Source organism: Shewanella sp. 1CM18E (assembly GCF_023161665.1).
Taxonomy (GTDB): Bacteria; Pseudomonadota; Gammaproteobacteria; order Enterobacterales; family Shewanellaceae; genus Shewanella.
Map to the genome: position 1 here is coordinate 1 of NZ_JALNTW010000025.1, position 26836 is coordinate 26836.

General features: G+C 44.0%; 41 protein-coding genes. 7 read left to right on the forward strand and 34 right to left on the reverse strand.

The genetic code is table 11. The annotated features are described in order from the left end of the window. Positions 1–300: 300 nt before the first annotated feature. Genes MSG37_RS20370 through MSG37_RS20385 form a run of 4 tightly spaced genes read right to left on the reverse strand, consistent with a single transcriptional unit; the run spans position 301 to position 3911 of the window. Positions 301–897 carry a TlpA disulfide reductase family protein gene (locus MSG37_RS20370; RefSeq protein WP_248472568.1) on the reverse strand — a complete coding sequence of 199 codons (597 nt, stop codon included), beginning with the start codon at positions 895–897 and terminating at the stop codon, positions 301–303. After that, the gene (gene nrfF, locus MSG37_RS20375) at positions 894–1376 is read right to left on the reverse strand and encodes a heme lyase NrfEFG subunit NrfF (protein ID WP_248472570.1); all 483 of its coding nucleotides are present in this window, start codon (positions 1374–1376) and stop codon (positions 894–896) included. Before nrfF ends, MSG37_RS20370 begins: the two co-directional genes overlap by 4 nt. Then, on the reverse strand, positions 1373–1924 hold the full coding sequence (locus MSG37_RS20380; RefSeq protein ID WP_248472571.1) for a DsbE family thiol:disulfide interchange protein: 552 nt from the start codon (positions 1922–1924) through the stop codon (positions 1373–1375). Before MSG37_RS20380 ends, nrfF begins: the two co-directional genes overlap by 4 nt. A gap of 16 nt (positions 1925–1940) precedes the next feature. Continuing rightward, positions 1941–3911: a heme lyase CcmF/NrfE family subunit gene (locus MSG37_RS20385; protein ID WP_248472573.1), complete on the reverse strand. Its 1971-nt coding sequence runs from the start codon at positions 3909–3911 to the stop codon at positions 1941–1943. 431 nt (positions 3912–4342) lie between these two features. On the opposite strand from MSG37_RS20385, the gene ccmI reads away from it, so the two are divergent. Next, complete coding sequence (gene ccmI / locus MSG37_RS20390; RefSeq protein ID WP_248472575.1) at positions 4343–5596, forward strand: c-type cytochrome biogenesis protein CcmI; 1254 nt, start codon at positions 4343–4345, stop codon at positions 5594–5596. Between the two features lie 602 nt (positions 5597–6198). Here the strand turns inward: ccmI and MSG37_RS20395 are convergent. Next, positions 6199–6492, reverse strand: a complete 294-nt coding sequence (locus MSG37_RS20395; RefSeq protein WP_248472577.1) for a c-type cytochrome — start codon at positions 6490–6492, stop codon at positions 6199–6201. 323 nt (positions 6493–6815) lie between these two features. Between MSG37_RS20395 and ccmA the strand changes: the two genes are divergently transcribed. The 6 genes from ccmA to MSG37_RS20425 all read left to right on the forward strand — a co-directional run bounded on the left by ccmA (position 6816) and on the right by MSG37_RS20425 (position 11390). Beyond that, positions 6816–7466, forward strand: coding sequence for a cytochrome c biogenesis heme-transporting ATPase CcmA (ccmA, locus tag MSG37_RS20400; RefSeq protein ID WP_248472579.1), 651 nt, complete (start codon positions 6816–6818; stop codon positions 7464–7466). 9 nt (positions 7467–7475) lie between these two features. Further along, entirely contained in the window at positions 7476–8162 is a 687-nt protein-coding gene (gene ccmB / locus MSG37_RS20405; RefSeq protein WP_220781322.1) for a heme exporter protein CcmB, read from the forward strand. A gap of 1 nt (position 8163) precedes the next feature. Next, on the forward strand, positions 8164–8910 hold the full coding sequence (gene ccmC, locus MSG37_RS20410) for a heme ABC transporter permease CcmC (protein ID WP_220781323.1): 747 nt from the start codon (positions 8164–8166) through the stop codon (positions 8908–8910). Then, the gene (ccmD, locus tag MSG37_RS20415) at positions 8910–9107 is read left to right on the forward strand and encodes a heme exporter protein CcmD (protein WP_248472581.1); all 198 of its coding nucleotides are present in this window, start codon (positions 8910–8912) and stop codon (positions 9105–9107) included. The genes ccmC and ccmD overlap by 1 nt, the downstream gene beginning before the upstream one ends. After that, on the forward strand, positions 9107–9595 hold the full coding sequence (gene ccmE, locus MSG37_RS20420) for a cytochrome c maturation protein CcmE (protein ID WP_248472583.1): 489 nt from the start codon (positions 9107–9109) through the stop codon (positions 9593–9595). Before ccmD ends, ccmE begins: the two co-directional genes overlap by 1 nt. Positions 9596–11171: 1576 nt before the next feature. Continuing rightward, positions 11172–11390: a hypothetical protein gene (locus MSG37_RS20425; protein ID WP_248472585.1), complete on the forward strand. Its 219-nt coding sequence runs from the start codon at positions 11172–11174 to the stop codon at positions 11388–11390. Between the two features lie 282 nt (positions 11391–11672). Here the strand turns inward: MSG37_RS20425 and rplQ are convergent, their stop codons facing one another. The 29 genes from rplQ to tuf form a co-directional block, all read right to left on the reverse strand. Then, positions 11673–12065 (reverse strand): 50S ribosomal protein L17, encoded by a 393-nt coding sequence (gene rplQ / locus MSG37_RS20430; protein ID WP_028767957.1) that lies wholly within the window; start codon positions 12063–12065, stop codon positions 11673–11675. A gap of 39 nt (positions 12066–12104) precedes the next feature. Beyond that, a complete protein-coding gene (rpoA, locus tag MSG37_RS20435) occupies positions 12105–13094 on the reverse strand; it encodes a DNA-directed RNA polymerase subunit alpha (protein ID WP_028767958.1) in 990 nt (329 codons plus the stop codon). A gap of 24 nt (positions 13095–13118) precedes the next feature. Then, a complete protein-coding gene (gene rpsD, locus MSG37_RS20440) occupies positions 13119–13739 on the reverse strand; it encodes a 30S ribosomal protein S4 (protein WP_012153477.1) in 621 nt (206 codons plus the stop codon). A 35-nt stretch (positions 13740–13774) separates the two neighbouring features. Next, positions 13775–14167 (reverse strand): 30S ribosomal protein S11, encoded by a 393-nt coding sequence (gene rpsK, locus MSG37_RS20445; protein ID WP_012153476.1) that lies wholly within the window; start codon positions 14165–14167, stop codon positions 13775–13777. A gap of 14 nt (positions 14168–14181) precedes the next feature. Then, complete coding sequence (gene rpsM, locus MSG37_RS20450) at positions 14182–14538, reverse strand: 30S ribosomal protein S13 (protein WP_012153475.1); 357 nt, start codon at positions 14536–14538, stop codon at positions 14182–14184. Between the two features lie 111 nt (positions 14539–14649). After that, entirely contained in the window at positions 14650–14763 is a 114-nt protein-coding gene (gene rpmJ / locus MSG37_RS20455) for a 50S ribosomal protein L36 (RefSeq protein ID WP_006083579.1), read from the reverse strand. Positions 14764–14786: 23 nt separating this feature from the next. Beyond that, positions 14787–16127, reverse strand: a complete 1341-nt coding sequence (gene secY, locus MSG37_RS20460) for a preprotein translocase subunit SecY (RefSeq protein ID WP_012153474.1) — start codon at positions 16125–16127, stop codon at positions 14787–14789. A 7-nt stretch (positions 16128–16134) separates the two neighbouring features. After that, positions 16135–16569: a 50S ribosomal protein L15 gene (gene rplO, locus MSG37_RS20465; RefSeq protein ID WP_202723793.1), complete on the reverse strand. Its 435-nt coding sequence runs from the start codon at positions 16567–16569 to the stop codon at positions 16135–16137. 1 nt (position 16570) lies between these two features. Continuing rightward, on the reverse strand, positions 16571–16756 hold the full coding sequence (rpmD, locus tag MSG37_RS20470; RefSeq protein WP_020912153.1) for a 50S ribosomal protein L30: 186 nt from the start codon (positions 16754–16756) through the stop codon (positions 16571–16573). A gap of 6 nt (positions 16757–16762) precedes the next feature. Beyond that, positions 16763–17269, reverse strand: a complete 507-nt coding sequence (gene rpsE / locus MSG37_RS20475; RefSeq protein ID WP_012153471.1) for a 30S ribosomal protein S5 — start codon at positions 17267–17269, stop codon at positions 16763–16765. Between the two features lie 13 nt (positions 17270–17282). Further along, positions 17283–17633 carry a 50S ribosomal protein L18 gene (gene rplR, locus MSG37_RS20480; protein ID WP_012153470.1) on the reverse strand — a complete coding sequence of 117 codons (351 nt, stop codon included), beginning with the start codon at positions 17631–17633 and terminating at the stop codon, positions 17283–17285. A gap of 11 nt (positions 17634–17644) precedes the next feature. Further along, positions 17645–18175 (reverse strand): 50S ribosomal protein L6, encoded by a 531-nt coding sequence (gene rplF / locus MSG37_RS20485; RefSeq protein WP_248472587.1) that lies wholly within the window; start codon positions 18173–18175, stop codon positions 17645–17647. A 10-nt stretch (positions 18176–18185) separates the two neighbouring features. Then, positions 18186–18578, reverse strand: coding sequence for a 30S ribosomal protein S8 (gene rpsH / locus MSG37_RS20490; protein ID WP_202723796.1), 393 nt, complete (start codon positions 18576–18578; stop codon positions 18186–18188). Between the two features lie 24 nt (positions 18579–18602). Then, positions 18603–18908: a 30S ribosomal protein S14 gene (gene rpsN, locus MSG37_RS20495; RefSeq protein WP_012153467.1), complete on the reverse strand. Its 306-nt coding sequence runs from the start codon at positions 18906–18908 to the stop codon at positions 18603–18605. Between the two features lie 10 nt (positions 18909–18918). Beyond that, positions 18919–19458 (reverse strand): 50S ribosomal protein L5, encoded by a 540-nt coding sequence (gene rplE, locus MSG37_RS20500; protein WP_028767967.1) that lies wholly within the window; start codon positions 19456–19458, stop codon positions 18919–18921. Between the two features lie 13 nt (positions 19459–19471). Then, the gene (gene rplX / locus MSG37_RS20505; RefSeq protein ID WP_012153465.1) at positions 19472–19786 is read right to left on the reverse strand and encodes a 50S ribosomal protein L24; all 315 of its coding nucleotides are present in this window, start codon (positions 19784–19786) and stop codon (positions 19472–19474) included. Between the two features lie 11 nt (positions 19787–19797). Beyond that, complete coding sequence (gene rplN / locus MSG37_RS20510; protein WP_011863976.1) at positions 19798–20166, reverse strand: 50S ribosomal protein L14; 369 nt, start codon at positions 20164–20166, stop codon at positions 19798–19800. Positions 20167–20345: 179 nt separating this feature from the next. Continuing rightward, the gene (gene rpsQ / locus MSG37_RS20515) at positions 20346–20594 is read right to left on the reverse strand and encodes a 30S ribosomal protein S17 (RefSeq protein WP_202723799.1); all 249 of its coding nucleotides are present in this window, start codon (positions 20592–20594) and stop codon (positions 20346–20348) included. Then, positions 20594–20785, reverse strand: a complete 192-nt coding sequence (gene rpmC, locus MSG37_RS20520; protein WP_012144642.1) for a 50S ribosomal protein L29 — start codon at positions 20783–20785, stop codon at positions 20594–20596. The genes rpsQ and rpmC overlap by 1 nt, the downstream gene beginning before the upstream one ends. Next, entirely contained in the window at positions 20785–21195 is a 411-nt protein-coding gene (gene rplP / locus MSG37_RS20525) for a 50S ribosomal protein L16 (protein WP_028767970.1), read from the reverse strand. The genes rpmC and rplP overlap by 1 nt, the downstream gene beginning before the upstream one ends. An 11-nt stretch (positions 21196–21206) precedes the next feature. Further along, positions 21207–21896 carry a 30S ribosomal protein S3 gene (gene rpsC / locus MSG37_RS20530; protein WP_028767971.1) on the reverse strand — a complete coding sequence of 230 codons (690 nt, stop codon included), beginning with the start codon at positions 21894–21896 and terminating at the stop codon, positions 21207–21209. Between the two features lie 9 nt (positions 21897–21905). Further along, positions 21906–22238: a 50S ribosomal protein L22 gene (gene rplV, locus MSG37_RS20535; RefSeq protein ID WP_012144645.1), complete on the reverse strand. Its 333-nt coding sequence runs from the start codon at positions 22236–22238 to the stop codon at positions 21906–21908. Between the two features lie 15 nt (positions 22239–22253). After that, positions 22254–22532, reverse strand: a complete 279-nt coding sequence (gene rpsS, locus MSG37_RS20540) for a 30S ribosomal protein S19 (protein ID WP_011863970.1) — start codon at positions 22530–22532, stop codon at positions 22254–22256. A gap of 11 nt (positions 22533–22543) precedes the next feature. Beyond that, positions 22544–23371, reverse strand: coding sequence for a 50S ribosomal protein L2 (rplB, locus tag MSG37_RS20545; RefSeq protein WP_248472589.1), 828 nt, complete (start codon positions 23369–23371; stop codon positions 22544–22546). A gap of 17 nt (positions 23372–23388) precedes the next feature. Next, positions 23389–23691 (reverse strand): 50S ribosomal protein L23, encoded by a 303-nt coding sequence (gene rplW, locus MSG37_RS20550; protein WP_202723802.1) that lies wholly within the window; start codon positions 23689–23691, stop codon positions 23389–23391. Further along, on the reverse strand, positions 23688–24293 hold the full coding sequence (gene rplD, locus MSG37_RS20555; protein WP_248472591.1) for a 50S ribosomal protein L4: 606 nt from the start codon (positions 24291–24293) through the stop codon (positions 23688–23690). The genes rplW and rplD overlap by 4 nt, the downstream gene beginning before the upstream one ends. Before the next feature lie 17 nt (positions 24294–24310). Then, entirely contained in the window at positions 24311–24949 is a 639-nt protein-coding gene (gene rplC / locus MSG37_RS20560) for a 50S ribosomal protein L3 (RefSeq protein WP_248472593.1), read from the reverse strand. 27 nt (positions 24950–24976) lie between these two features. Then, complete coding sequence (rpsJ, locus tag MSG37_RS20565; RefSeq protein WP_005503530.1) at positions 24977–25288, reverse strand: 30S ribosomal protein S10; 312 nt, start codon at positions 25286–25288, stop codon at positions 24977–24979. Positions 25289–25649: 361 nt separating this feature from the next. Next, positions 25650–26834 carry an elongation factor Tu gene (gene tuf / locus MSG37_RS20570; protein ID WP_248472595.1) on the reverse strand — a complete coding sequence of 395 codons (1185 nt, stop codon included), beginning with the start codon at positions 26832–26834 and terminating at the stop codon, positions 25650–25652. Positions 26835–26836 lie beyond the last annotated feature (2 nt).

The window sequence follows — 26836 nt, forward strand, 5'->3', positions numbered from 1 at the left end:
CTTTGTTCAAGTCACATCTAATTGAGCTTCTAAAGCGATTGTCACCTGGTTCAAATCTCTTTCGATTTTCAAACCTCACTTCTTACTTAAAAGAAGACTGATTACGCTGCAAGTCCCTTGCTACCTAGGTAGTTGGCCTGCTGTGCCGTGTCAGTGGATGCGCATTATAGGGAGTTCTCGGACTAGCGCAACCCTCTTTTGTAATAAAACTAGCTTTTTCGAATCAAACGCATACTTATCAAACGATACGTACAAAAAAGGGGCTAAAAGCCCCTTTTCTCGCTATAAATGCTGTTGTATCTACTCAGCTTGGTCACTCACTTGCTCTACTTCTGCAGTTTGCGCAAGGAAACCTTTTATAAGTGTTACCGCTTTATCATCGTCCCAATCTACAAAGGTACGAACAAAAGCAATTAACTCACCTTCTCTATTAAGAATGAAAGTTGCTGGGATAGTATCTAACGGGAATACCTGACCCAGCTTTTGCTCTTTATCATAATAGGTATTGAAGTCTTCCATACCTAATGACTTTAGGAATGGTTCAACTTGCTTATTACCTTCTAGATCGATTGATACTGGTAGAACTTCAAAGTCATCCGATCCGATCTTGGCAGAAAAACGACTGATCGCCGGTAATTCTCTAACACATGGAGGACACCAAGTAGCCCACATGTTTACCATGATCACTTTACCTTTATATTGGCTAAAGTCGACTGCGCCACCTTTACTATCTTTAAATGGCACAGCTTCTATCGGAAATGGTTTAGGTAAAACACTAATTAAGTCGACACTAGATTGAACTTGAGTTTTGTCTTGCTTTTCCATTCCTGGGTAAGCTTGCGCGCCACCAGCTAACAACATAGTTGCAGCAACAAAGCCCACTAAGATCGATCTCATTTCGCATCTCTCTTTAACAGACGATCAAGTTCTTGCTGGTCTTCTGTGGTTAGATCTTGATTATTCGCTTCAGCAATACGCTGCTTGCGGATAAAGAAGAAACCAATCACACCACCAAATAGCAATAACGCGAATGGTCCTAACCAAAGAACGTAAGTTTTAGCTTCCATTCTTGGCTTATATAGGACGAATTCACCATAACGGCTTGTCATGAACTCGACAATTTCGTTATCAGCCTTACCTTCATCTACCATCTGATAAACTTCAAGACGAAGATCTTGAGCAACCGGTGAATTAGAGTCGATCAGGTTTTGGTTTTGACATTGTGGACAACGTAATGAATGAGCTAGTTCAAGCGCACGCTTTTGGTTATCTACTGACTTAAACTGATATGTATCTACCGGTGTAGCATTAGCGAATAAAGCTACACTCATCAACATGATTACAGCTGTAAAGCTTTTTACTAGTGATTTGATCATGATGCACCATCCTTCGCCGCTTCAGCTTGAAGCTCTTGCACCATTGGATAAAGAGTTTCTTTCCATACATTACGATCAATTGGACCAGCGTAACGATAACGAACGATACCTTTATGATCGATCAAGAAGCTTTCTGGTGCACCGTAAACTCCAAGATCTAAACCTAAGCGGCCATCGTGATCGAAAATATTGATCGCGTAAGGGTTACCTTCACGACTCAACTCACGAATTGCTAACGCTCGCTCATCACGATAGTTAATACCGTAGATAGGTAGAATATCTTTACGCGCTAACGTCATTAGGAATGGATGTTCATATTTACATGATGGGCACCATGTTGCCCACACGTTCAATAAGCCAACCTTGCCTTTTAGTGTTTCGTTAGTCACGGTATCCCCTGACTCTAACACTTCAAGTTGGAAAGCCGGAACCGGCTTTCCTTCTAACGCTGAATCGAGCTTTTGAGGGTTAAGGAAGAGTCCCTTATAAAGGAACACTCCCATACCTAAAAACACGACTAGTGGAATAAATAATACTAGCTTTTTCATACTGACCTTATTCCAATTAAGCCGTTGCTAACTTGCTAGTTGCTTTCTTTACTGTACTTACAGCTTTTGCGCGGTAGCGCTTATCTGAAGCAGCGAAGAAGCCACCAACCATCATGAAAATAGAACCGAACCAAATCCAACGTACAAATGGCTTGTAGTTGATACGTACTGCGTATTCTGTACGGCTAATTGGGTCGCCCATAGTGACATATAAATCGCGGAATAGACCCCAATCAATGCCAGCTTCAGTCATATCCATTGTACGAACATTGTATTGACGACGATCAGGTCTTAGCAAAGTAACGTAGTCATCACCTTGGTAAACTTCAATCTGACCTTGCTGTGCCGTGTAGTTAGGACCAACAACGTTTTTGGTTTCAGTGTAGTTAAAGGTGTAACCCGCTAACTCATGAGAGATACCAGGGCCCATACGGACGCTTTTCTCTAAAGAGTAGTTAGACACCATAGTCGCACCTACAACAGATACAGCGATACCTAAGTGAGCGATGATCATACCTAATTGGCTACGACCTAAACGCGACATATCGATCGTGCCTTCTTTGGTCTTCACGATATTGTAAGCAGCGCGGAATGTCATCAACGTGACCCAAACTGCAGTGCCGATACCAAATACAACCCAAACGTTAAACTCACCACCAGCTAGGAACGGTGCAGCTAAACCAACAACCGTAGCAATTACAGCTGGAATGATAAGCTGACGCTTAAGCTCGCCGGCTTTAGATTTCTTCCAACGAATGATTGGACCGATACCCATAAAGCCAAATAGTACTAGAACGATAGGAACAAATACTGCGTTGAAGTATGGAGGTCCTACTGAAATTTTGCCCATACCTAATGCATCGATTAGTAGTGGGTAAAGCGTACCTAGTAGTACCGTACCACATGCAACTGTTAGCAATAAATTACATACAAGTAGCATGGTTTCCTTAGATTTAAGCTCGAAACGCGCTGGACTGCTCATCTCGCTTGCTCGGAATGCGAACAAGGTTAACGAACCACCGATAGCTAAACCTAGTAGTAACAGAATAAACATACCGCGGCTTGGGTCTGCCGCGAATGAGTGAACTGATGTAAGTACACCAGAACGAACGATAAAGGTACCTAATAAACTTAGCGAGAATGCAAAGATAGATAGAAGTACAGTCCAGTTACGGAATGCACCACGCTTCTCAGTTACGATTAATGAGTGAACCAGTGCAGTACCGATTAACCAAGGCATAAATGAAGCATTTTCAACTGGATCCCAGAACCACCAGCCGCCCCAGCCCAATTCGTAGTATGCCCACCAAGAACCTAGTGAAATACCACCAGTTAGGAATACCCATGCAGCTAATGTCCAAGGACGACTCCAGCGAGCCCATGCAGAGTCAAGACGACCACTCATTAGTGCTGCAATAGCAAATGCAAAGCTTACAGAGAAACCAACATAACCTAGGTAAAGCATTGGAGGGTGGAAAATCAAACCAACGTCTTGCAACATTGGGTTAAGATCACGACCTTCCATAGGTACTGGGAATAAGCGTTCAAATGGACTAGAGGTCAACACCATAAACAGGGTGAAACCAATTAGAATCATCGCCAATACTGAGAGAACACGTGCAGTAAAGACTTCTTCTAATCCCTTACTAAATAATGCAACCGCTGCTGCCCAAGCTGCTAGTGAGAACACCCAGAACAGCAAAGAACCTTCGTGGCCACCCCATACTGCGGCAATCTTAAAGAAGATTGGTAATTCCGAGTTTGAGTGATGTGCTACGTAAGCAACAGAGAAGTCATCGACAGCGAAGCTATAGCCTAGCGCGACAACAGATAAGAAAATAAAGAAGAACATACCGTAACTAAGTGGCCAAGCATAGCGCACTAGGTATTGGTCTTTACGAGCTACACCTACTAAAGGGACGATGGCTAACAGCATGGCAAAAGCCAAGCCGATAATCAGCGAAAAGTGTCCTAATTCTGGGATCATGGGTTTTCCTCAGTCCTAAATCATGCATAATTAAGCATACACTTAATCATTACATACGTGTTTGCAGTTAACACTACTAAAAGGTACAAATTTTAGCTCAGTTTAGTATTTGCTATTGTTAATGTCTGCCTATTTCGTACAAATATGGGTGACTTGTCGCATTCTTCACCTATCTTATTAACAAACACACATAAACAATTGCATGTCACATTTCGCTTAAAACTGAGCGAATTTAGCGAAATTTTAAAGTCTGACTGACAAAGTTCCCGTAAGTTTCAAGAAAATTTACAAATAGAATCAATCTGTGAACAAGTACTCAACTATGACCTTTTAAGGTTATATTACTGTTCAATGAATAATCTTTACGTATAATCTTATCCCTAGTTCAGCGGTGAATCCGCTTTTTCGCAAACGAAAGTGAAATAGACATAATGACCACATTCTGGATTTTAATAGCTTCATTTCTGTTGGTTAGCCTTGCGCTGATTTGGTTCCCACACTTCCGCCAGCAGCGTATGCTGAAAGCTGAAGAAGCGGGTGTACGTAAAGGCACTAACCTTGAATTATTCAATGAACGTCTCTCTGTTTTAGAAAAAGAACTTCAAGAAGATCTTCTCGATCAACCTGAGTTCGACGCTCTAAAAAAAGAACTTGAAATCAGCTTACTGCAAGATATGAAGCAAGGTGATGATGAGTCACTCGTCAACAGCCTTAAGCCAAAAAGCATAATGTGGCCATCACTTATGTCAGCAGTTGTTATTGGTATATGTGGTTATATGTACTCAACACTGGGTGCATACAAGAACCTTGACCAACCAATGACTGCAAATGATCCTCACGCAGGCCAAACTACTGAACAAATCATGTCTCAACGTGTTCAGATGATGGAAGCACAAGCACAGTCTGAACCAGAAAATAGCCAACTATGGTTTAACCTAGGTCACGCTTATATTTCTGCAAACCGTTATGACGATGCGATTAAAGCATTCGATAAGACAATGGATCTTGTAGGTGTTCACGCTGAGTTATTAGGCCCTAAAGCAACTGCTCTGTATTACCGTTCAAATCAACAAATGACCCCTGCAGTGCAAGATCTTGTTGATCAAGCTTTAGCACTTGATGCCGAAGACCCATCAACATTACTACTTGTTGGTATGGATTCATTCTTTACAGCTGACTACCCGAAAGCAATTGATGCATGGCAGTTAATTCTAGATAGCGACCGTACCGATGTAGACCGCGGTGCAATCATGAATGCTATCGACAGCGCTAAAATGAGAATGGGTTCTGAAAGCGCAATGCCAAACGATGATGCTCACAAGAACGTTAAGCCTAACGCAACAGCTAAAACTGTGACTGTAGAGGTTTCAATTACTCCAGAGCTACAGGCAAAAGTGGCTAGCACTGACATGCTATTTATCTTTGCTCGCTCTACTGAAGGTCCTAAAGTGCCATTAGCAGCGACTAAGATTTCAGCACAAACTCTACCAGTAACCATTACTTTAGATGACAGCACCAACATGGGTGGTAATGTTAAACTAAGTGATGCCAAGTCTGTTGAAGTTATCGCTATTTTATCTAAGCATGGTAGCGTAAGAGCGCAAGCTGGTGATATCCAAGGTACATTGGCTATGGTTAAGGTGGGTGATACGGCACAACTAGTACTAGATACTCAAGTACAGTAATCCCCTCCTCTTTAAAAAAACCGGCAATAGCCGGTTTTTTTGTATCTAATTATCAAGTTAGGCATTCACGCCTGCTTCACTCGATGTAGCTGTAAAGCCAATCTAAATAGCCGTAATTTATTTGAGCAAAGTTATAGACCTCCCATTGGGTATCCTAGCTAATTTCCGATTCAGGATTACTTAACACTTGCTCCGCAACCTAAATTGTAACCTTATCCCCTACATCTTTAAAAGCTCATCACGACTGCGGTGTTTGTTAGCCAAATACTACTTATGTCTATTCAAAACATTATGCCTGTGAGTTAGATAAGCATTTTGCATCGTTAATTTAAAACGACCAGTGAAAGTGCGGCTTTGCGACACTAGTCAATCCTAAAGCTAATCATTCAATAAAAAACCACTGCTTGCTTAACTTTATGTACGATTTGCCACAACTATGGATATTACTAATGAGCGTTCTTTCATTGGCGATGAATAACACCTAAAGCAATCTATAACTACCAGTTTCGCGTGGAGATCCCCAAAACCACATACATATAGGTAAATTTCAGACACAAAAAAACCGGCGGTAGCCGGCTTTTATTATGTGACTAAGTAATCACTTACTTAGACATATACTCGATTGCTTTCTGGTAGTCTTCATCAGAACAATCGGTACACATACCACCTGGTGGCATAGCGTTTAAGCCTGATTTAACTGAAGATACTAGCGCGTCCATGCCCTTACCTAAACGTGGTTCCCACGCAGCAGCATCGTGTGATTTTGGAGCACCAGCAACACCCATGCTATGGCATACTTGGCACGCCTTGTCGTATACAGCCTTACCATCTTGGGCAAGTACGTTTGTAGACAGAGTCAAAGCTGCAGCTGCAGTCAGTGCTAATAATTTTTTCATCTTATACGTTCCTAATGCAAATTCTAACAAAGCTCACGCTGCCCTTTTAGGTTGGCAGACTTATTCTATATAGCGGCCTTAGGTTACTACAAAGTTCAACAAATCACATCTTTTTGTGATATTAATCGTGATAATAGCCGTTTCACAAGACATAGTTCGCAAAAACGTTAATATATTAGCAATTGTTTAAAAAGTTCATAGAAAATACTTAATATTCGAACTACATCAAATTGCTGACACTTAGAAACAAGCAAGACTAAACGCTTGAAACCGTATGTGTTAGTATCACTTGTGTTTTCATACAGCTTGATATAGAGGGCTCAGTGGTAGAAAAATCAAAAGCAACAACACTGGTATCAGCTAATAACTTAACTTGCATCCGAGAAGAGCGCATTTTATTTGATGAACTTAGCTTCGATATCAATGAAGGTGAGATCGTTCAAATTGAAGGGCCAAACGGTGCGGGTAAAACAAGTCTTTTGCGGATCATCGCTGGTTTATCTCGTCCCTACGCCGGACAAATCAACTTTAAAGGTGAAGACATTACCCGTTGTCGCGACGAGTACAATGACCAGCTCTTGTATCTTGGTCATCTTGCAGGTGTTAAAAGCGAGTTAACGGCCGAAGAAAATCTTAACTTCAATTTAAGGATCAGTGGGTATGATGATTTCGATGCCCGTGAAATCCTAGCTAAGGTCAATCTTTCAGGTTTTGAAGAAGCACTCGCAGGACACTTGTCTGCCGGTCAACATAGACGAACAGCCCTCGCTCGACTTTGGCATACCAATTGTAAGATTTGGCTACTTGATGAGCCTTTTACCGCAATCGATAAGAAAGGCGTAGAAGAGCTTGAACATCTGTTTTTAGCCCATGCAAAACGCGGCGGATGCGTAATCTTAACCACACACCAAGATATGGGTGTGATTGGCGATGATATTCTACGTAAAATTCGTCTCGATTATCGCTTTGTATAAGGTTTGGCAATGAACAAAGGCATCAGTTATACCAAGGCGTTTAGCACACTGCTAAAGCGTGACTTACAAATTGCAGTGCGTCATCGCGGTGACATTTTTAACCCGCTATTATTTTTTGTCCTAGTGGTGACACTGTTTCCATTAGGTATTGGCCCTGAGCCACAAGTATTAACCAGGGTTGCACCCGGCATTATTTGGGTAGCAGCCCTACTGGCATCGATGCTATCGCTTGAACGCTTATTTAAAGCAGACTATGCCGATGGTAGCTTAGAGCAAATGCTGTTAAGCCCGCAGCCATTGCCGCTAATGGTGCTAGCTAAAGTATTGGCACACTGGATATTAACTGGTGTACCTTTAATTTTAGTCGCTCCTTTATTAGCAGTGTTGCTACATTTAGAAGGTAACAGTTACGGTGCGTTAATTGCGACGCTAGCACTAGGCACTCCAGTGCTAAGCTTATTGGGTGCTATTGGTGTTGCACTGACAGTTGGATTGCGTAAAGGCGGCGTATTGTTAAGCCTGTTAATTCTGCCTTTATATATTCCAGTTTTAATTTTTGCTACTAGCGCGATTGACGCTGCTGGTATGAATTTACCCTATGATGGTCAACTCGCTATTATTGGCGCTATGTTGGTCGGTTCATTAACGTTAGCACCTTTTGCAATTGGTGCATCCTTACGAGTGAGTACTAACTAAAATGTGGAAATGGTTACATTCATACGCGGATCCTGAACGCGCCTACAAACTATCAGGCACTCTACTACCTTGGTTTGCAATGCTTGCAGTATCAATGATTGGTATTGGAACAGTTTGGGGCTTAGTGTTTGCTCCAACTGATTATCAACAGGGCGATAGTTACCGAATCATCTTTATCCACGTACCTGCGGCATCAATGTCAATGGCAGCCTACATGGCGATGGCAACATCATCTTTTATCGGTTTAGTGTGGCAAATTAAGTCTGCCGACTGGGCTGCCGCAGCAATTGCACCAATTGGCGCAGTCATTACCTTTATCGCCCTTATTACAGGTGCGACTTGGGGTAAACCTATGTGGGGAACTTGGTGGGTTTGGGACGCACGTTTAACTTCTGAGCTAGTGCTACTATTCTTATACTTAGGTGTGATTTCATTATATGCATCTTTTGAAGATAAAGTTTTAGCAGCAAGAGCTGCCGGCATCCTAGCGATCGTCGGTGTAATTAATATTCCAATTATTAAGTACTCTGTAGATTGGTGGAGCTCACTACATCAGCCATCAACAATTAAAATCACCGAAGAGTCGTCAATGCCTACGGAAATGTTGTATCCGTTGCTAATTAACATTATGGGCTTCGGTGTAATGATTGGTGCAATTACATTAGTGAGATTTAGATCAGAAATTTTGGCACGAAATGGCATGCGTCCATGGGTTCGTGAACTTGCTAAAGCAGAAGGGGTCAAATAATGCAGTTCGACTCAATTAGTGAATTTATCAATATGGGCGGCTACGCATTCTATGTATGGCTTGCCTACGGTGTAACTTTTTTCTCGCTAGGCACATTAGTGATCCTAAGCGTTAGACAAAAACGTAAGGTGTTAATAGAGATCGCGAAAAAGATCCAACGCGAAGAACGCCTTAAAGAAACTCGGAGTAATAAATAGTGAATCCAAGACGAAAAAAACGCCTTACCCTTGCTGTAGCCTTAATTGGTGGTGTCGCAGCTATCGCTTCTTTGCTTCTATACGCTTTGAATTCAAACTTGAACCTTTTCTTTACTCCTACGGAAATTGTTCAAGGTAAAAAAGATACTGGTGTTATGCCGGAGATTGGTCAGCGCATCCGCGTTGGCGGCATGGTAACTGTAGGTTCTATGGTACGTGACCCTAACAGTCTTCATGTAGAATTTGCTGTACATGACGCTGCTGGCGGTGAGATCATCGTAACTTATGACGACCTACTGCCTGATCTTTTCCGTGAAGGTCAAGGTATCGTAGCGCAAGGTGTTCTATCTAAGCCTGGCGTATTAGAAGCTACAGAAGTATTGGCTAAGCATGATGAAAACTACATGCCACCAGAAGTTGCTGAAGCCATGGGCAAGTCTCATGAGAAACTAGACTATAACGAAGAGCAAAAGTCTGGCGGCTACTAAGCCCTAGTAAAACTCTCGCCAAAAGCCTTCTTAAATGAAGGCTTTTTTGTTTCTGCCTCCTAGTTTGAGATGACTACGCTTTGGCCCTGCAAACTCTGCATACACGGTAGCGCCTATTAGAGCGATCTCTCCCCCAGAGAAGCTTTCATTTCTTTGCTACAAATCCAATTCAGTAAAAATGTTACTGGCAACCTAAAGCAGCCCGCTGGCCTGCACTTCTAAAATCACACGTCCCTAATATGGCTAAAAAAACACTGACAACGTAGATTAAAGCCTGTAAACATCTATACACTCGTTGTATGGACTCCTAACACTAGTAGTAACTTCTCACGAAATAATGAAAATTGCAGTTTGTTCATCTACACTTTCTTACTAACTGAAGATGTGTGCTCCCAAAGCATTTTCAGTAACAATGGTTAATCAAGCCCATGGGAAAGCTCGCTGGTTAACTTACTAAGCTAAAAAGCCAAATTAATTGTTCAACCAAAAGTAACTCCGCCTTGAAGCCAATCTTTAAAGAGTGACTCATGGGCAACTGTAAATTAATTCGATAGCATCATCATTGCCTTAATATTTCCACCGTAATGCACGATAACATTAGTTACCTCCCTACATAGAAGTACCTAATAGCTCGATTACGGCACTTTTCCTAACATCTAGTAATTGTCTACTTCAACTGCTTACAAAGCTCATAGTGCCACCTACAGGCTCTCATAAACAAAGTCAGGAACCATTCCCAGTTATCCACTTAGAACGAATTGCTCTACTACAGCGATTTTGCCTAACAACCATTTTCGTAAGCGCTAGCCGCCGCAGAAAATCCACGTTTTAAAAATTGGATACTGCTTCCGAAGTCTCAACGAACAATAAAAAAATGGTGCTTTATTAGCAATATCAAAATAGAGCAAACCAAAGCGTGGCCTAACTTACAGTAGCGATCCTTTCAAATTTACTGTTACCAAGAGGTTTTCAGCTTCGAAGCTAAGCCCATTGCAGTAAGCGATATATGTTTGCTGGCCATAAATGACCTAGGTAAATACTGATGCTGCCTTAATGACCGACCACACTGCAAACACCACAAGTGAAACTAGAAAGCAGAAAACTGCGAACTAAGTCCCTATCGAACTTAAGACTGTTCTTTTAGAGAAAAGCCTAATTTATTTGAAACCCCTGGAGATTTGCGGAACTTAGGTCGAAAACTATCGTTTAATAATTTATCAAATTCTGTTTACCTTCGTGAAACTGCAAGCACAATTTTGGATTTCTATTTATATGTAAAGCAGTGCCTTCATCGTAAAACGACCGCAACTAATAAAACATAATGAAAGGAGTATTATGAGAAATACCTGCATCAGTGAATATCCCCAACTCAAGCAAGTTGAAAATGCTTTTTGAATTGAATCAGAGCTGCAAGAGGTTAATCAATAACCGAAATGTAAAGCCAAGCCGGCCAACAGGGACTAACTTAGATATACGTTCTTCTTTGAGTTCATTTAGAGGGGGATGAGTAATGCCAATCGGTATAAGAAGTTGATCTACTCAGAGTATTTTTTGGCAACTAATTCAAGGCGAATAGATGAAAGAATGGTCATTCCCTTGTGCGGCTGTTCACGCAGAAGTAGGCAGCCAAAAACGCTCCAGAATGGCGAATTTTAGCGATTCTGATGCTGCGTTAACGAGCCTAACCGGAGAACAACTATGCTCTTCACTCGCCGCAAACCACATGGATGCGGTGAATGTCATTAAAGCAGGAGCACTTAATGACCTTGCCTCAGAAGCGCTAAATTCTCGCTGAGCGACCAAATCTTTATACTGATTGGTATAAATCCACTAGCACTAACTTCAGCGAATATCTGCGTACAGTTAAACTTTCTTAGCGCAGTCTAAACGCTTTACCATCGATATACAGGTTAATAACACGACTGATTTTGCCTGAGCCATGGGTACGGAAATCAGAAAGCTATGAAAGCTATGAAAGCTATGAAAGCTTGTGAGTTTAAGGGATAAGTTATTATGTTGGAATTACAGACATAAAAAAGGCCGAACTATTGTTCGGCCTTTTAAAACTAAGACTTATTTACTCTGCAGTGTCTTCAACAGCTACTGCTGCTTCAGGACGACCTACTAGTTCAATATACGCCATTGGCGCTTTGTCACCAGTACGTAGACCGCACTTAAGAATACGGGTGTATCCACCAGGACGTTCCTGGAAACGTGGACCCAATTCAGTAAATAACTTACCTACGACTTCAGCGTCGCGAGTACGAGCAAACGCCAAACGACGATTTGCAACGCTATCACTCTTAGCAAGTGTTATTAGAGGTTCAACTACGCGACGCAGTTCTTTCGCTTTAGCAACAGTAGTTTTAATCACTTCGTGACGAACTATTGAGCAAGCCATGTTACGGAACATAGCTTGGCGATGACTGCTGTTACGGTTTAGTTGACGACCACTCTTACGATGGCGCATGACCTAATCCTTATTACCTATATCTGTACTAATCTGGACTTAAAGGTCGTCTGCTAAACTAGCTGGAGGCCAGTTTTCTAGACGCATACCTAACGACAGTCCGCGAGACGCTAAAACATCCTTAATTTCAGTAAGAGATTTCTTACCTAAGTTAGGAGTCTTAAGCAACTCAACTTCAGTGCGTTGTACCAGATCGCCGATGTAATGAATCGCTTCAGCCTTCAAACAGTTGGCTGAACGTACAGTTAGCTCTAAATCGTCGACAGGACGCAACAATATCGGATCGAACTCCGGCTTCTCTTCTACTGGTGCAGTCTCAGTCACATCACGTAACTCAACAAACGCATCTAGCTGTTCTGCTAGAATTGTCGCTGAACGACGAATTGCTTCCTCAGGATCGATAGTACCGTTAGTAGTCATATCGATAACGAGTTTGTCTAAGTCTGTACGCTGTTCTACACGAGCTGCTTCAACATTGTATGCAATGCGAGCTACTGGCGAGAACGAAGAGTCAACCAACAAACGGCCGATAGGGCGATCATCGTCTTCAGTTTGTGCACGGGCAGAAGCCGGTACATAACCACGACCACGCTCTACGCGGATACGCATGCTGACGTCATTATTACCTGTCAAGTGACAGATAACATGGTCAGGATTCATGATAGTAACATCACCATCATGCGTGATATCTGCTGCAGTAACAGGGCCTGCGCCTGACTTACTTAGCGTAAGCATAGCTTCGTCTTTCCCTTCGATAACTACTGCTAAACCTTTAAGGTTTAATAGTATCTCAAGGATATCCTCTTGCACGCCTTCCTTGCTACTGTATTCATGCAGTACACCATCAATCTCTACTTCGGTAACCGCGCAGCCTGGCATAGACGACAATAGGATACGACGCAACGCGTTACCTAGAGTATGACCAAAACCACGCTCTAGCGGCTCCAGTGTAACCTTGGCACGTGTTGGATTAACCTGCTCGATATCAACGAGACGCGGTTTAAGAAATTCTGTAACAGAACCCTGCATTGTGTCCTCTCTTTTGTTTTAACCTTACTTAGAGTAAAGTTCGACGATCAGCTGTTCGTTAATTTCCGCAGACAAATCACTACGCTCAGGAATACGCTTGAAAGCACCTTCCATCTTAGTGTTGTCAACTTCAACCCATGTTGGCTTTTCGCGTTGAGCCGACACTTCTAAAGCCGCTTTAATACGAGCTTGAGTGCGTGACTTCTCGCGAACGCTCACTACATCATTCGCAGACACTTTGAATGATGGAATGTTAACGACGCTACCGTTAACCATAATTGATTTATGGCTAACTAGCTGACGTGATTCAGCGCGTGTTGCACCAAAGCCCATGCGATAAACTACGTTATCAAGACGGGTTTCTAAAAGAGTAAGTAGGTTTTCACCAGTGTTACCTTTAGTACGTGCAGCATCTTTGTAGTAGTTACGGAATTGCTTTTCTAGCACACCATAAATACGACGAACTTTTTGTTTCTCGCGTAGCTGAACACCATACTCAGACAAACGGGTCTTACGAGCGCCGTGTTGTCCAGGTGCAGTTTCAAGCTTACACTTCGAATCGATTGCTCTCACACCGCTCTTTAGGAAAAGGTCAGTACCTTCTCTGCGGCTGAGCTTGAGCTTTGGACCCAAGTATCTTGCCATGTTCTTTCTCCAACTATCCTATTAAAAACGACGAATTAAACGCGACGTTTCTTAGGAGGACGACAACCATTATGAGGGATAGGCGTCACATCGGTAATGTTAGTAATCTTGTAACCAACCGAGTTTAGTGCACGAATCGCTGATTCGCGTCCTGGACCTGGACCCTTCACAAAAACTTCTAGGTTTTTAACACCGTAGTCCTGAGCAGCAGTACCTGCGCGCTCAGCAGCAACCTGTGCAGCGAATGGGGTAGATTTACGTGAACCACGGAAACCTGAACCACCAGAAGTTGCCCAAGATAGTGCATTACCTTGACGATCTGTAATGGTAATAATTGTGTTGTTGAAAGACGCATGGATATGCGCCATACCATCAGCAACCTGTTTACGTACACGCTTACGCGGAGAACGTGACGGAACTTTAGCCATTTTGGATTACCCCGTTACTTTCTAATTGGTTTACGTGGACCTTTACGCGTACGCGCATTGGTCTTAGTACGTTGCCCACGAAGGGGAAGGCTACGACGATGGCGAAGGCCACGGTAACAACCAAGGTCCATAAGACGCTTGATGTTCATGGAAACTTCACGACGTAAATCACCTTCTACAATGTAGTTGGCAACTTCTTCGCGTAGAGTATCAATTTGAGCTTCGCTCAATTCCTTGATCTTAGCATCTTCAGCAATTGAAGTAGCCGCGCAAATAGCTTGTGCGCGAGTACGACCGATGCCGTAGATAGCAGTCAATGCAATGACTGTATGCTTTTGATCAGGAATGTTAATGCCAGCGATACGGGCCACTATGCACTCCTTAAGTTAAAGGTCATCTGTGAAAAGCCCGGTAGGATACTCGACAGACGACAATTTAGCAAATAATATTTTGACCAGCCCGGACTGGGCTGGTCAATTTTTTTAGCCTTGACGCTGTTTGTGTTTAGGTTCAACACAAATCACACGTACAACGCCACTACGCTTTACGATCTTGCAGTTACGGCAGATCTTCTTCACGGAAGCTCGAACTTTCATTTCATCACTCCGAGATTACTAGCTTAGCGACCAAAGCGATCTAAATTCGCTTTGTTTACCAAGTTAGCTTTCTTCATTACAGACTCATACTGATGAGACATCATATGCGTCTGAACCTGAGCCATGAAGTCCATGATTACGACTACCATAATTAGTAGTGAAGTACCGCCAAAATAGAACTGTACTTTCCACGCAATTAACATGAACTCCGGAATTAAGCAGATAAAGGTAATATACAACGCGCCTGCTAATGTCAAGCGAGTCATAACTTTATCAATGTAACGCGAAGTCTGTTCTCCAGGACGAATCCCGGGAATAAACGCACCACTCTTCTTCAGGTTATCAGCTGTTTCGCGAGGGTTAAACACCAACGCAGTATAGAAGAAACAGAAGAAAATAATCGCTGTTGCATATAATAATGAGTACAGCGGTTGTCCTGGTGACACAGCTAGTGAAAAATCACTTAACCATGACATGGACTCATTTTGACCAAACCACTGAGCCAGTGTGCCTGGGAACAAAATGATGCTGGACGCAAAAATAGGCGGGATAACACCAGCCATATTAATCTTAAGTGGTAAATGAGTACTTTGCGCTGCAAACACCTTACGGCCCTGCTGACGCTTAGCATAGTTAACAACGATACGACGTTGTCCACGCTCAACGAATACCACAAAATAAGTGACAGCGAAAACAATCACTGCCAGCAACAACAATACTAGTACATTCAAGTCGCCTTGACGCGCCTGCTCGGCTGTTTGGCCGATAGCAGATGGCAGACCAGCAACAATACCTGCGAAAATAAGAATCGAGATACCGTTACCTATGCCTCTTTCGGTAATTTGCTCACCTAGCCACATTAGGAACATAGTTCCCGTTACTAAGCTTACAACAGCAACAAAGTAGAAGCTAAATCCTAGGTTAACAACTAACCCTGGAACTAGGTTCGGAAGACCCGTTGCGATACCGATTGCCTGGAACGTACCCAGGACCAATGTGCCGTATCGAGTATATTGACTGATTTTCTTACGTCCAGACTCGCCTTCTTTTTTCAATTCAGCGAGTGCAGGATGTACCACAGTCAACAACTGCATAATAATCGATGCCGAAATATACGGCATGATACCTAATGCAAAGATAGAGGCACGTTCAAGGGCACCACCAGAGAACATGTTAAACATGCCTAGGATGGTCCCCTTTTGCTGATTAAACAGCTCTGCTAGTACAGCAGCGTCAATACCAGGAATTGGTACAAACGAACCGGCTCTAAAGACGATAATTGCACCAATCACGAACAGGAGACGGGTTTTCAATTCTGATAAACCGCCCTTCGCGCTTTTTAAATCAAGTCCTGGTTTTGCCATCGACGTATTATTCCTCGATCTTGCCACCGGCAGCTTCAATAGCTGCACGTGCACCTTTGGTTACCTTCAGACCTTTAACGGTCACTGGGCGCTCAATGGTACCTGAAAGAACGATTTTAGCAAACTGTATGTTGCGAGTAACTAGATTCGCATCTTTCAGCGCATTTAGGTCGATAACATCACCGTTAACTTTAGCTAATTCGCCAACGCGAATTTCAGCTGATACCAACGCAGTACGCGAGGTAAAACCGAACTTAGGTAGACGGATCTTAAGTGGCATCTGACCACCCTCGAAACCTACGCGAACACCGCCGCCAGAACGAGACTTCTGACCTTTGTGACCACGACCTGCAGTTTTACCAAGGCCTGAACCGATACCGCGACCTACACGCTTAGCTGCTGATTTAGCACCTGCAGCAGGTGATAGAGTATTTAGACGCATCTTATACTTCCTCCACCGAAACCATGTAGTAAACCTTGTTAATCATACCGCGAACTGAAGGTGTATCTTCTAGTTCAACAGTGTGATTAATGCGGCGTAGACCTAGACCAGTCAAAGTTGCACGGTGCTTTGGTAAGCGGCCGATAGAACTCTTGGTCTGAGTTACTTTAAGTGTTTTAGTAGCCATGGTGCATTAACCTCGAATTTCAGTAACATTCAGGCCACGCTTAGCTGCGATTTGTGAAGGTGATTTCATATTCACCAACGCATCTACAGTAGCGCGAACGATGTTGATCGGGTTAGTAGAACCGTATGCTTTTGACAGAACGTTATGAACGCCTGCTACTTCCAATACGGCACGCATTGCGCCACCGGCAATAATACCGGTACCGTCAGAGGCTGGTTGCATGTAAACACGTGAACCAGTGTGACGACCCTTTACAGGGTGGTGCAAAGTACCATTGTTCAATTCAACGTTTACAATGTTACGGCGAGCCTTTTCCATTGCTTTCTGAATTGCTGCTGGTACTTCACGCGCTTTACCATAGCCATAGCCAACTTTACCATTACCATCACCCACTACTGTTAGTGCAGTGAAGCTAAAGATACGTCCGCCTTTAACTACTTTAGAAACACGATTAACTGCAACTAATTTCTCTTGCAGATCGTCTTTTTGCTGTTGAGCTTCAAATTTAGCCATTTTTCATCATTCCTTAGAACTTAAGGCCAGCTTCACGAGCAGCGTCTGCTAATGCAGCAACGCGACCGTGATACTTGAAGCCGGAACGATCGAATGCAACTACAGCAACGCCTTTTTCGATAGCGCGCTCAGCAACGGTTTTGCCCACTACTTTAGCTGCATCTACGTTACCAGTGTACTTTAGCTGCTCGGTTACTGCTTTTTCAGCAGTAGAAGCTGCCGCCAACACTACGTTTTCAGGACTGATGACCTGAGCGTAAGTGTGACGTGGTGTACGATGTACAACCAGACGATTAACGCCCAGCTCTTGGATCTTCTTACGTGCACGTAGAGCGCGGCGTAAGCGAGATGTTTTCTTATCCATATCGTATTACCTTACTTCTTCTTAGCCTCTTTACGGCGTACTTGTTCATCGGAATAACGAACACCTTTACCTTTGTAAGGCTCTGGTGGACGGTAACCGCGAATCTCAGCTGCTACTTGTCCGATCAACTGCTTATCAGTACCAGAAAGTACGATTTCAGTTTGAGTTGGACATTCAGCTGTTACGCCGTCTGGAAGTTTGTGAACTAAAGGATGTGAGAAACCTAGAGTCAAGTCGACGTCTTTACCAGCAAGTTTTGCACGGTAACCAACACCAACAAGAGTCAGTTTCTTAACGAAACCTTCAGAAACACCAACAACCATGTTGTTGATTAATGCACGAGCTGTACCAGCTTGAGCAGCGGTTTTAGCGCTTTCAACTGGTGAACACTTGATTTCATTGTCTTCAACAACAACAGAAACGTCAGCATTAATAACTCGAGTCAAACTACCTTTAGGACCTTTTACGGTGATAGTTTGTTCGTTTAAAGTCACTTCTACGCCTGCAGGGATAGCGACTGGTGCTTTTGCGACACGAGACATTGCTAGCTCCTTATGCTACGTAGCAGATAACTTCCCCACCCATGCCATTTTGGCGGGCAGTACGATCAGTCATCAAACCTTTAGAAGTGGACACGATAGCGACACCCAGTCCGCCCATAACCTTTGGAAGATCGTTTTTACCTTTGTAAATACGAAGACCAGGACGGCTAACGCGCTGGATAGTCTCAACGACTGGCTGACCTTGGAAATACTTTAAAGTGATTTCCAATTCAGGCTTGGCTTCATCTGCTACGGCGTAGTCAGTGATGTAACCTTCTTCTTTAAGCATTTTCGCGATAGCGATTTTTAGCTTAGCAGATGGCATCTTCACAGATACGTGTTTAGCAGCTTGGCCGTTACGAATACGTGTTAACATATCCGCAATAGGATCTTGCATGCTCATATTAGCTTACTCCGTGACAAGTGCTTACCAGCTGGCCTTGCGAAGACCAGGAACTTCACCGCGCATAGTTGCTTCACGTAATTTAATACGGCTAAGGCCGAATTTACGTAGGAAACCATGTGGGCGACCAGTTTGACTACAACGATTACGCTGACGCGCTGCGCTAGAGTCACGTGGTAGAGCTTGTAACTTAAGTACTGCATCCCAACGGTCATCATCAGATGTAGTTGGACTGCTAATGATAGCTTTAAGTGCAGCGCGCTTTTCAGCGAACTTAGCTACGAGCTGTGCACGTTTTGCTTCACGTGCTTTCATTGAACTTTTTGCCATTACGCTACCCTTATTTCTTGAATGGGAAGTTAAAGCCTTCAAGCAAAGCTCGGCCTTCTTCGTCATTCTTCGCAGAAGTAGTGATTACAATATCCATACCGCGGATCTTATCGATTTTATCGTATTGGATCTCTGGGAAGATAATTTGCTCACGTACGCCCATCGCATAGTTACCACGGCCGTCGAACGACTTAGCGCTCAAACCACGGAAGTCACGGATACGCGGGATTGCGATATCAACTAAACGCTCTAAGAATTCCCACATACGCTCGCCGCGTAGTGTAACCTTACAGCCGATTGGGTAGCCTTCACGGATTTTAAAACCAGCAACTGACTTACGAGCTACAGTCACTACTGGCTTTTGACCAGCGATAGCAGTCATGTCACGAAGCGCATGCTCCATAACTTTCTTATCTGCTACTGCTTCGCCAACACCCATATTAAGGGTGATCTTTTCAATCCGAGGGACTTGCATGACACTGGTAAAACCGAACTTTTTAGCAAGTTCAGGACTAACAGTCTCTTTGTATTTATCATGCAGTTTCGCCATCGTTTACTCCAAATTACTTAACGAGTTCACTGTTCGACTTAAAGAAACGGACTTTTTTGCCGTCTTCAAATCGGAAACCAACGCGATCAGCTTTGCCAGTGGCAGAGTTGAAAATCGCTACGTTTGATGCTTGTATAGGTGCTTCTTGCTCAACAATACCGCCAGCTACGCCCAATTGTGGGTTTGGCTTTTGGTGTTTCTTAACAAGGTTGATACCTTCTACAATTAATTTACCAGTTGGAAGAACCTGAGAAACCTTACCGCGTTTACCCTGGTCTTTACCTGCTAGTACAATTACTTCGTCTTGACGACGTATTTTAGCTGCCATTTTGAAGCTCCTTACAGTACTTCTGGTGCCAATGACACAATCTTCATAAACTGCTCAGTACGCAGTTCACGTGTCACAGGTCCAAAGATACGAGTACCAATCGGTGCAAGGTTTGCGTTTAGCAATACCGCTGCATTCCGATCGAAGCGAATGACAGAACCGTCTGGACGACGTACGCCTTTCTTAGTACGGACTACCACCGCGTTATATACATCACCTTTCTTCGCTTTACCGCGAGGAATTGCTTCTTTTACAGAAACCTTGATGACGTCGCCGATACCGGCATAACGACGATGAGAGCCACCCAAGACCTTAATACACTGAACTCTACGAGCGCCACTGTTACAGGCGACTTCTAGAGTCGATTGCATTTGGATCATTTTAAGTGCTCCGCTATCGTTACTTACAATCCCACAAAGGGGCTACATTTCAACCTAATTTCGACTCTAATTTAGTCAAAATTGGCGCGCAAGTGTAACACCTATAAATAGGAATAGATAGTACTAAAAATAAAAACGGCCCCAACTTTAGGAGCCGTTTGCTTAAATACCTAATAAGCTTAGGCTTTTGATACTACTTCAACCAGAGTCCAAGACTTAGTCTTTGACAGCGGACGGCATTCGCGAATAGTCACGATATCGCCAGCATTACACTGATTTTGTTCGTCATGTGCATGGATCTTAGTAGTGCGCTTGATAAACTTACCGTATAAAGGGTGTTTAACCTTACGCTCAATAGCTACAGTGATAGACTTGTCCATCTTGTCGCTAAGTACTCGACCTTGCAAAGTACGGATATTATCAGACATTATGCACCCGCCTTAGAAGTAATAATGGTCTTTACGCGCGCAATGTTGCGACGCACGATTTTAAGCTGATGAGTCTGAGTCAACTGACCAGTGGCGTGTTGCATACGCAGATTAAACTGCTCACGCAGCAGACCAAGCAGTTCAGCGTTCAGTTCTTCAACGCTCTTTTCTGTTAGTTCGCTCGCTTTCATTACATCACCGTCTTAGTTACGAAGGTAGTCTTTAGAGGTAGTTTAGCAGCAGCTAGAGCAAAAGCTTCGCGAGCTAGAGCTTCAGATACACCATTCATCTCATAAAGAACCTTACCTGGTTGAATCTGGCAAACCCAGTATTCAACGTTACCCTTACCTTTACCCATACGCACTTCAAGAGGCTTAGAAGTAATTGGCTTGTCAGGGAATACGCGGATCCAGATCTGACCTTGACGTTTAATGTGACGTGTCATAGCACGACGCGCAGCTTCGATTTGACGAGCAGTTAGACGACCACGTCCAACAGCTTTCAAACCGAATTCACCGAAGCTAACTTCAGTGCCGTTCGCTAGACCGCGGTTGCGGCCCTTGAACATTTTGCGAAACTTCATTCTTTTTGGTTGCAGCATTGCCAGCTCTCCTATTTACCGCGAGGCTTACGCTTCGGCTGCTGTTTCGGCTCTTCGTGCTGAGGTAAAACGCCGTCTAGAACTTCGCCTTTGAAGACCCAAACTTTAACGCCAATCACACCGTATTGAGTGTGACTCTCAGAAGTAGAATAGTCGATATCAGCACGCAGTGTATGCAAAGGTACACGACCTTCACGATACCACTCTGAACGCGCAATCTCAGCGCCGCCTAGACGGCCACTCACTTCAACTTTGATACCCTTAGCACCAAGACGCATAGCGTTTTGTACAGCGCGCTTCATAGCACGACGGAACATAACACGACGCTCTAGTTGCGAAGCGATGCCATCGGCAACAAGCTTAGCATCTAGCTCTGGCTTACGGATTTCAGCGATGTTGATTTGAGCTGGAATACCAGTCAACTTCGCAACTGCGTTGCGTAGCTTCTCAACGTCTTCGCCTTTCTTACCAATCACAACGCCTGGACGGGCAGTGTGAATAGTAACGCGAACACTCTTAGCTGGACGCTCGATAACAATCTTAGAAACTGATGCTTGAGTAAGTTTCTTTTCTAGAAACTTACGCACTTCCCAGTCACTGCTCAAGTTATTGGCATAGTCTGACTTGTCAGCGTACCAGGTCGAGATCCAAGGCTTAGTGATACCCAGACGGATACCATTAGGATGTACTTTCTGTCCCATTGCTAACTCCTAGCGATCTGATACAACCACAGTAATGTGGCTGGTACGCTTGATTATACGATCAGCACGGCCTTTAGCACGTGGCATGATACGCTTCATAGTTGGACCTTCATCGATCATAATCGCTCCAACTCTTAGTTCGTCAATGTCAGCACCTTCATTGTGCTCAGCATTAGCGATTGCAGAGTCCAGTACTTTTTTAACAAGTACTGCAGCTTTTTTAGGGCTGAAAGTTAGAATTTCGAGAGCCTTAGCAACAGGCAGTCCACGGATTTGATCTGCAACCAAACGACACTTTTGAGGCGACGTACGGGCAAAACGATGTTTAGCTAAAACTTCCATCTTATGTCTCCCGTATTAACGCTTCTTCGCTTTCTTATCAGCAGCATGGCCGCGATAAGTGCGAGTTGGTGAAAATTCACCAAGCTTGTGGCCGATCATTTCGTCAGTTACGAACACAGGTACGTGCTGACGACCATTATGGACAGCGATGGTCATTCCAATCATGTTAGGAATGATCATAGAGCGACGAGACCAAGTCTTAATAGGCTTCTTGTCTCCAGCTTCCATCGCTTTCTCTACCTTCTTCAGCAAGTGTAGGTCAATGAATGGACCTTTCTTGAGAGAACGTGGCATGGCGAATCCTCTTACTTTTTATTGCGACGACGTACAATGTACTTGTCGGTGCGTTTGTTACTACGAGTCTTATAACCCTTAGTTGGCATACCCCAAGGTGATACAGGGTGACGGCCACCAGAAGTACGGCCTTCACCACCACCATGTGGGTGATCTACTGGGTTCATTGCAACACCACGAACTGTAGGGCGTACGCCTCTCCAGCGCTTAGCACCAGCTTTACCTAACTGGCGTAGCATGTGCTCGGCGTTACCAACTTCACCAAATGTCGCGCGGCAATCAACAGGTACTTTACGCATTTCGCCAGAGCGAAGACGTAGAGTAGCGTATGCGCCATCACGAGCAATAACTTGTACATAAGCACCAGCTGAACGCGCGATCTGAGCACCTTTACCAGGCTTCATTTCTACTGCGTGCACTACGCTACCCACAGGGATATTACGTAGAGGCATAGCGTTACCGGTCTTAATCTCTGCATCGATACCAGACTGGATCTTATCACCAGCTTGCATGCCTTTAGCAGCAAGGATATAACGACGCTCACCGTCAGCGTATAGTACCAATGCGATGTTAGCTGTACGGTTTGGATCATATTCCAAACGTTCAACCTTCGCAGGGATACCGTCTTTGTTACGCTTAAAGTCGATTAGACGATAATGTTGCTTATGTCCGCCACCAACGTGACGTACAGTGATGCGACCAGTATTGTTACGGCCACCACTTTTTGATTTTTTCGCCAACAGGCCTGCAAAAGGTTTACCTTTATGCAAATCGCTGTTCACCACTTTAACTACGTGGCGACGACCTGGAGAGGTTGGCTTACACTTAATAACTGCCATGATAATTCTCCTAATGCTTACTCAGCGCCGCCGACGAAATCGATGTCAGCACCAGCAGCTAAGGTAACGTAAGCTTTTTTCCAATCGCTACGACGGCCAGTACGGGCACCGTGACGCTTAGTTTTGCCTTTGTTAACCAAAGTACGAACTGTATCAACTTCAACTTCAAATAGCTGTGCTACTGCAGCTTTAACTTCAGCTTTAGTTGCATCGATAGCTACACGGAAAACTACCGTGTTGTTATTTTCTGCATTCACAGTGCTCTTCTCAGAGATGTGTGGTGCAAGAATAACTTTTAGCAAACGTTCTTGGCTTATCATCCCAGCATCTCCTCGATTTGCTTAATAGCTTCAGCAGTAACTAGTACTTTGTTGAAAGCGATAAGGCTAACTGGATCAATACCAGCAACATCACGCACGTCAACTTTGTACAGGTTGCGAGCAGCTAAGAACAAGTTCTCGTCAACTTCTGGAGTAACAATCAACACGTCTTCTAGTTGCATTTCAGTCAGTTTAGCTTTTAGCTCTTTAGTTTTAGGAGCTTCAACACCGAACGACTCAACAACGATAAGACGGTCTTGACGTACCAATTCAGAGAAAATGCTTTTCAGCGCTCCGCGGTACATCTTTTTGTTAACTTTTTGGCTGTGATCTTGTGTTTTAGCAGCGAAAGTTACGCCACCGCCACGCCAGATTGGGCCTTTAACAGTACCAGCACGTGCACGGCCAGTACCTTTTTGGCGCCAAGGCTTTTTGCCTGAGCCAGTTACTTCTGCGCGAGTCTTTTGAGCACGAGTGCCCTGACGCGCGTTTGCAGCGTAAGCTACAACTACCTGATGAACCAGTGCTTCATTAAAGTCACGGCCAAAGGTAGCTTCGGAAACTTCAAGAGCACTCTGTGCGTCTTTCAATACCAATTCCATTACTATCTCCTCAGACCTTAAGCTTTAACAGCTGGTTTGATGATCAGGTCGCCATTAGTAGCGCCTGGAACTGCACCCTTAACCAATAGCAGGTTACGTTCAACATCTACACGTACAACGTCTAGATTTTGAGTAGTAACGCGCTCTGCACCCATGTGGCCAGACATTTTCTTACCTTTGAAAACGCGACCAGGTGTTTGGTTTTGACCAATAGAACCGTTAGCTCTATGTGCCAGTGAGTTACCATGTGTTGCATCTTGAGTACGGAAGTTCCAACGCTTAATACCGCCTTGGAAGCCCTTACCTTTTGATTGACCAGTAACATCAACTTTCGCTATGTCAGCGAAGATATCTACATTAAGCTCAGCACCAACTTCGATGCCTTCACCTTCACCATCTGCCAAACGCATTTCCCATAAACCACGACCGGCTTCAACGCCTGCCTTAGCAAAGTGACCTGCTTCTGGTTTAGTGATGCGATTAGCTTTTTTGGTACCAGTAGTAACTTGAAGTGCACGGTAACCATCTGTATCCAAAGTTCTCACTTGGGTTACGCGGTTAGCAGCAATTTCAATTACTGTTACAGGTACCGACGCGCCATCTTCATTGAAGATGCGAGTCATACCTACTTTACGACCGATAAGACCGATAGCCATCTCTCAAACCTCTTCTAAGGATCTCAATTAACCCAAGCTAATCTGAACGTCAACACCAGCCGCAAGATCTAAACGCATAAGTGCGTCTACAGTCTTCTCAGTCGGCTCTACGATGTCAACAAGACGCTTGTGAGTACGTAGTTCGTACTGATCACGTGCATCTTTATTAACGTGTGGAGAAGTCAAAATGGTATAACGTTCTTTACGCGTTGGTAGTGGAATTGGACCACGAACCTGCGCGCCGGTACGCTTAGCAGTTTCAACGATTTCCGCAGTAGACTGATCAATCAAACGATGATCAAATCCTTTTAGGCGGATACGGATTCTTTGGTTCTGCATTGACCAGAGCTCCTAAAATGTACACAAAAAAATCACCCTCAAGCAATTTTCCTTATAGGAAAAGCCGAGTGAAATGATTTAGCCGTTCGACTCACAATCGGAGTCGCTGTTTTTTTACGTCAAACCCGAAGGCAGACCAATTTAAATCGCCTAATGGTTAAGGCGAGGGGCTATTATACTGATTTCAACGTTGAGATCAAGCCCGTTGTGTGAAATACCGTCAAATTAACTGTTTTCACCAAAGTTGCGCCATTATACATAGTCGGATCGGGAATACTAGCCCTGCCCTCACTTTTCTTTAGGCAATAAAAAAGGCAGCCTAAGCTGCCTTTTTCAGTATCGAGTTAAGACTCGTTGCTAATTAAGCAACGATCTCAGCTACAACACCAGCACCAACTGTACGGCCACCTTCACGGATTGCGAAGCGTAAACCTTCGTCCATCGCGATTGGGCAGATTAGAGTAACAGTCATAGCTACGTTGTCACCAGGCATTACCATTTCAACGCCTTCTGGCAATTCAATAGTACCGGTTACGTCAGTTGTACGGAAGTAGAACTGTGGACGGTAGCCTTTGAAGAATGGAGTGTGACGTCCACCTTCTTCTTTAGACAGAACGTAGATTTCTGACTTGAAAGTAGTGTGTGGAGTGATTGAACCTGGAGCAGCTAGTACTTGACCACGTTCTACTTCTTCACGCTTGATACCACGTAGAAGAACACCACAGTTCTCGCCAGCACGACCTTCGTCTAGAAGCTTACGGAACATTTCAACACCAGTACAAGTAGACTTAGTTGTATCTTTGATACCAACGATTTCTACTTCTTCACCTACTTTGATGATACCGCGCTCTACACGACCAGTAACAACAGTACCACGACCAGCGATAGAGAATACGTCTTCGATTGGTAGAATGAATGCACCATCGATAGCACGCTCTGGCTCAGGGATGTAAGTATCTAGAGCTTCAGCTAGTTCTAGGATCTTAGCTTCCCACTCTGGCTCGCCTTCAAGAGCTTTAAGAGCAGAACCCTGGATAACTGGTAGGTCATCACCTGGGAAGTCGTACTCAGATAGAAGTTCACGAACTTCCATTTCTACTAGTTCTAGAAGTTCTTCGTCATCTACCATGTCACACTTGTTCATGAATACGATGATGAATGGTACACCAACCTGACGTGAAAGCAGGATGTGCTCACGTGTTTGTGGCATTGGACCATCTGTAGAAGCTACTACTAGGATAGCGCCGTCCATCTGTGCAGCACCAGTGATCATGTTTTTAACATAATCCGCGTGACCTGGACAGTCTACGTGTGCGTAGTGACGTGATGGAGTATCGTATTCGATGTGAGAAGTATTAATTGTAATACCACGCTCACGCTCTTCTGGAGCGTTATCGATCTGTGCGAAATCACGTACAGTACCACCGAAGCTCTTAGTAAGAACTGCAGAGATAGCAGCAGTTAGAGTAGTTTTACCATGGTCAACGTGTCCGATAGTACCAACGTTAACGTGCGGTTTTACGCGTTCAAATTTTTCTTTAGCCACGA

Coding starts and splice junctions, on each gene's coding strand:
- rplW (WP_202723802.1), bottom strand. CDS start 23,691: ATGATAAGCCAAGAACGTTTGCTAAAAGTTATTCTTGCACCACACATC.
- rplP (WP_028767970.1), bottom strand. CDS start 21,195: ATGCTGCAACCAAAAAGAATGAAGTTTCGCAAAATGTTCAAGGGCCGC.
- rplX (WP_012153465.1), bottom strand. CDS start 19,786: ATGGCAGCTAAAATACGTCGTCAAGACGAAGTAATTGTACTAGCAGGT.
- rplD (WP_248472591.1), bottom strand. CDS start 24,293: ATGGAATTGGTATTGAAAGACGCACAGAGTGCTCTTGAAGTTTCCGAA.
- rpmJ (WP_006083579.1), bottom strand. CDS start 14,763: ATGAAAGTTCGAGCTTCCGTGAAGAAGATCTGCCGTAACTGCAAGATC.
- rplE (WP_028767967.1), bottom strand. CDS start 19,458: ATGGCGAAACTGCATGATAAATACAAAGAGACTGTTAGTCCTGAACTT.
- MSG37_RS20425 (WP_248472585.1), top strand. CDS start 11,172: ATGAAAGAATGGTCATTCCCTTGTGCGGCTGTTCACGCAGAAGTAGGC.
- MSG37_RS20385 (WP_248472573.1), bottom strand. CDS start 3,911: ATGATCCCAGAATTAGGACACTTTTCGCTGATTATCGGCTTGGCTTTT.
- MSG37_RS20380 (WP_248472571.1), bottom strand. CDS start 1,924: ATGAAAAAGCTAGTATTATTTATTCCACTAGTCGTGTTTTTAGGTATG.
- rplQ (WP_028767957.1), bottom strand. CDS start 12,065: ATGCGCCATCGTAAGAGTGGTCGTCAACTAAACCGTAACAGCAGTCAT.
- rplB (WP_248472589.1), bottom strand. CDS start 23,371: ATGGCAGTTATTAAGTGTAAGCCAACCTCTCCAGGTCGTCGCCACGTA.
- rpsC (WP_028767971.1), bottom strand. CDS start 21,896: ATGGGACAGAAAGTACATCCTAATGGTATCCGTCTGGGTATCACTAAG.
- rpsH (WP_202723796.1), bottom strand. CDS start 18,578: ATGAGCATGCAAGATCCTATTGCGGATATGTTAACACGTATTCGTAAC.
- rpsJ (WP_005503530.1), bottom strand. CDS start 25,288: ATGCAGAACCAAAGAATCCGTATCCGCCTAAAAGGATTTGATCATCGT.
- rpsQ (WP_202723799.1), bottom strand. CDS start 20,594: ATGTCTGATAATATCCGTACTTTGCAAGGTCGAGTACTTAGCGACAAG.
- MSG37_RS20395 (WP_248472577.1), bottom strand. CDS start 6,492: ATGAAAAAATTATTAGCACTGACTGCAGCTGCAGCTTTGACTCTGTCT.
- rpsD (WP_012153477.1), bottom strand. CDS start 13,739: ATGGCAAGATACTTGGGTCCAAAGCTCAAGCTCAGCCGCAGAGAAGGT.
- nrfF (WP_248472570.1), bottom strand. CDS start 1,376: ATGATCAAATCACTAGTAAAAAGCTTTACAGCTGTAATCATGTTGATG.
- MSG37_RS20370 (WP_248472568.1), bottom strand. CDS start 897: ATGAGATCGATCTTAGTGGGCTTTGTTGCTGCAACTATGTTGTTAGCT.
- rpoA (WP_028767958.1), bottom strand. CDS start 13,094: ATGCAGGGTTCTGTTACAGAATTTCTTAAACCGCGTCTCGTTGATATC.
- secY (WP_012153474.1), bottom strand. CDS start 16,127: ATGGCAAAACCAGGACTTGATTTAAAAAGCGCGAAGGGCGGTTTATCA.
- rplF (WP_248472587.1), bottom strand. CDS start 18,175: ATGTCTCGTGTCGCAAAAGCACCAGTCGCTATCCCTGCAGGCGTAGAA.
- rplV (WP_012144645.1), bottom strand. CDS start 22,238: ATGGAAGTTTTAGCTAAACATCGTTTTGCCCGTACGTCGCCTCAAAAG.
- rpmC (WP_012144642.1), bottom strand. CDS start 20,785: ATGAAAGCGAGCGAACTAACAGAAAAGAGCGTTGAAGAACTGAACGCT.
- ccmD (WP_248472581.1), top strand. CDS start 8,910: ATGCAGTTCGACTCAATTAGTGAATTTATCAATATGGGCGGCTACGCA.
- ccmB (WP_220781322.1), top strand. CDS start 7,476: ATGAACAAAGGCATCAGTTATACCAAGGCGTTTAGCACACTGCTAAAG.
- rplO (WP_202723793.1), bottom strand. CDS start 16,569: ATGCGTCTAAATACTCTATCACCTGCTGCAGGTGCTAAATCAGCAGCT.
- rpsE (WP_012153471.1), bottom strand. CDS start 17,269: ATGGCTAAATTTGAAGCTCAACAGCAAAAAGACGATCTGCAAGAGAAA.
- rplC (WP_248472593.1), bottom strand. CDS start 24,949: ATGGCTATCGGTCTTATCGGTCGTAAAGTAGGTATGACTCGCATCTTC.
- rplN (WP_011863976.1), bottom strand. CDS start 20,166: ATGATCCAAATGCAATCGACTCTAGAAGTCGCCTGTAACAGTGGCGCT.
- rpsN (WP_012153467.1), bottom strand. CDS start 18,908: ATGGCAAAAAGTTCAATGAAAGCACGTGAAGCAAAACGTGCACAGCTC.
- rplR (WP_012153470.1), bottom strand. CDS start 17,633: ATGGATAAGAAAACATCTCGCTTACGCCGCGCTCTACGTGCACGTAAG.
- rpsS (WP_011863970.1), bottom strand. CDS start 22,532: ATGCCACGTTCTCTCAAGAAAGGTCCATTCATTGACCTACACTTGCTG.
- ccmI (WP_248472575.1), top strand. CDS start 4,343: ATGACCACATTCTGGATTTTAATAGCTTCATTTCTGTTGGTTAGCCTT.
- rpsK (WP_012153476.1), bottom strand. CDS start 14,167: ATGGCTAAAGTTCCGTCACGTTCTCCGCGTAAGCGTGTACGTAAACAG.
- rpmD (WP_020912153.1), bottom strand. CDS start 16,756: ATGGCTACTAAAACACTTAAAGTAACTCAGACCAAGAGTTCTATCGGC.
- ccmC (WP_220781323.1), top strand. CDS start 8,164: ATGTGGAAATGGTTACATTCATACGCGGATCCTGAACGCGCCTACAAA.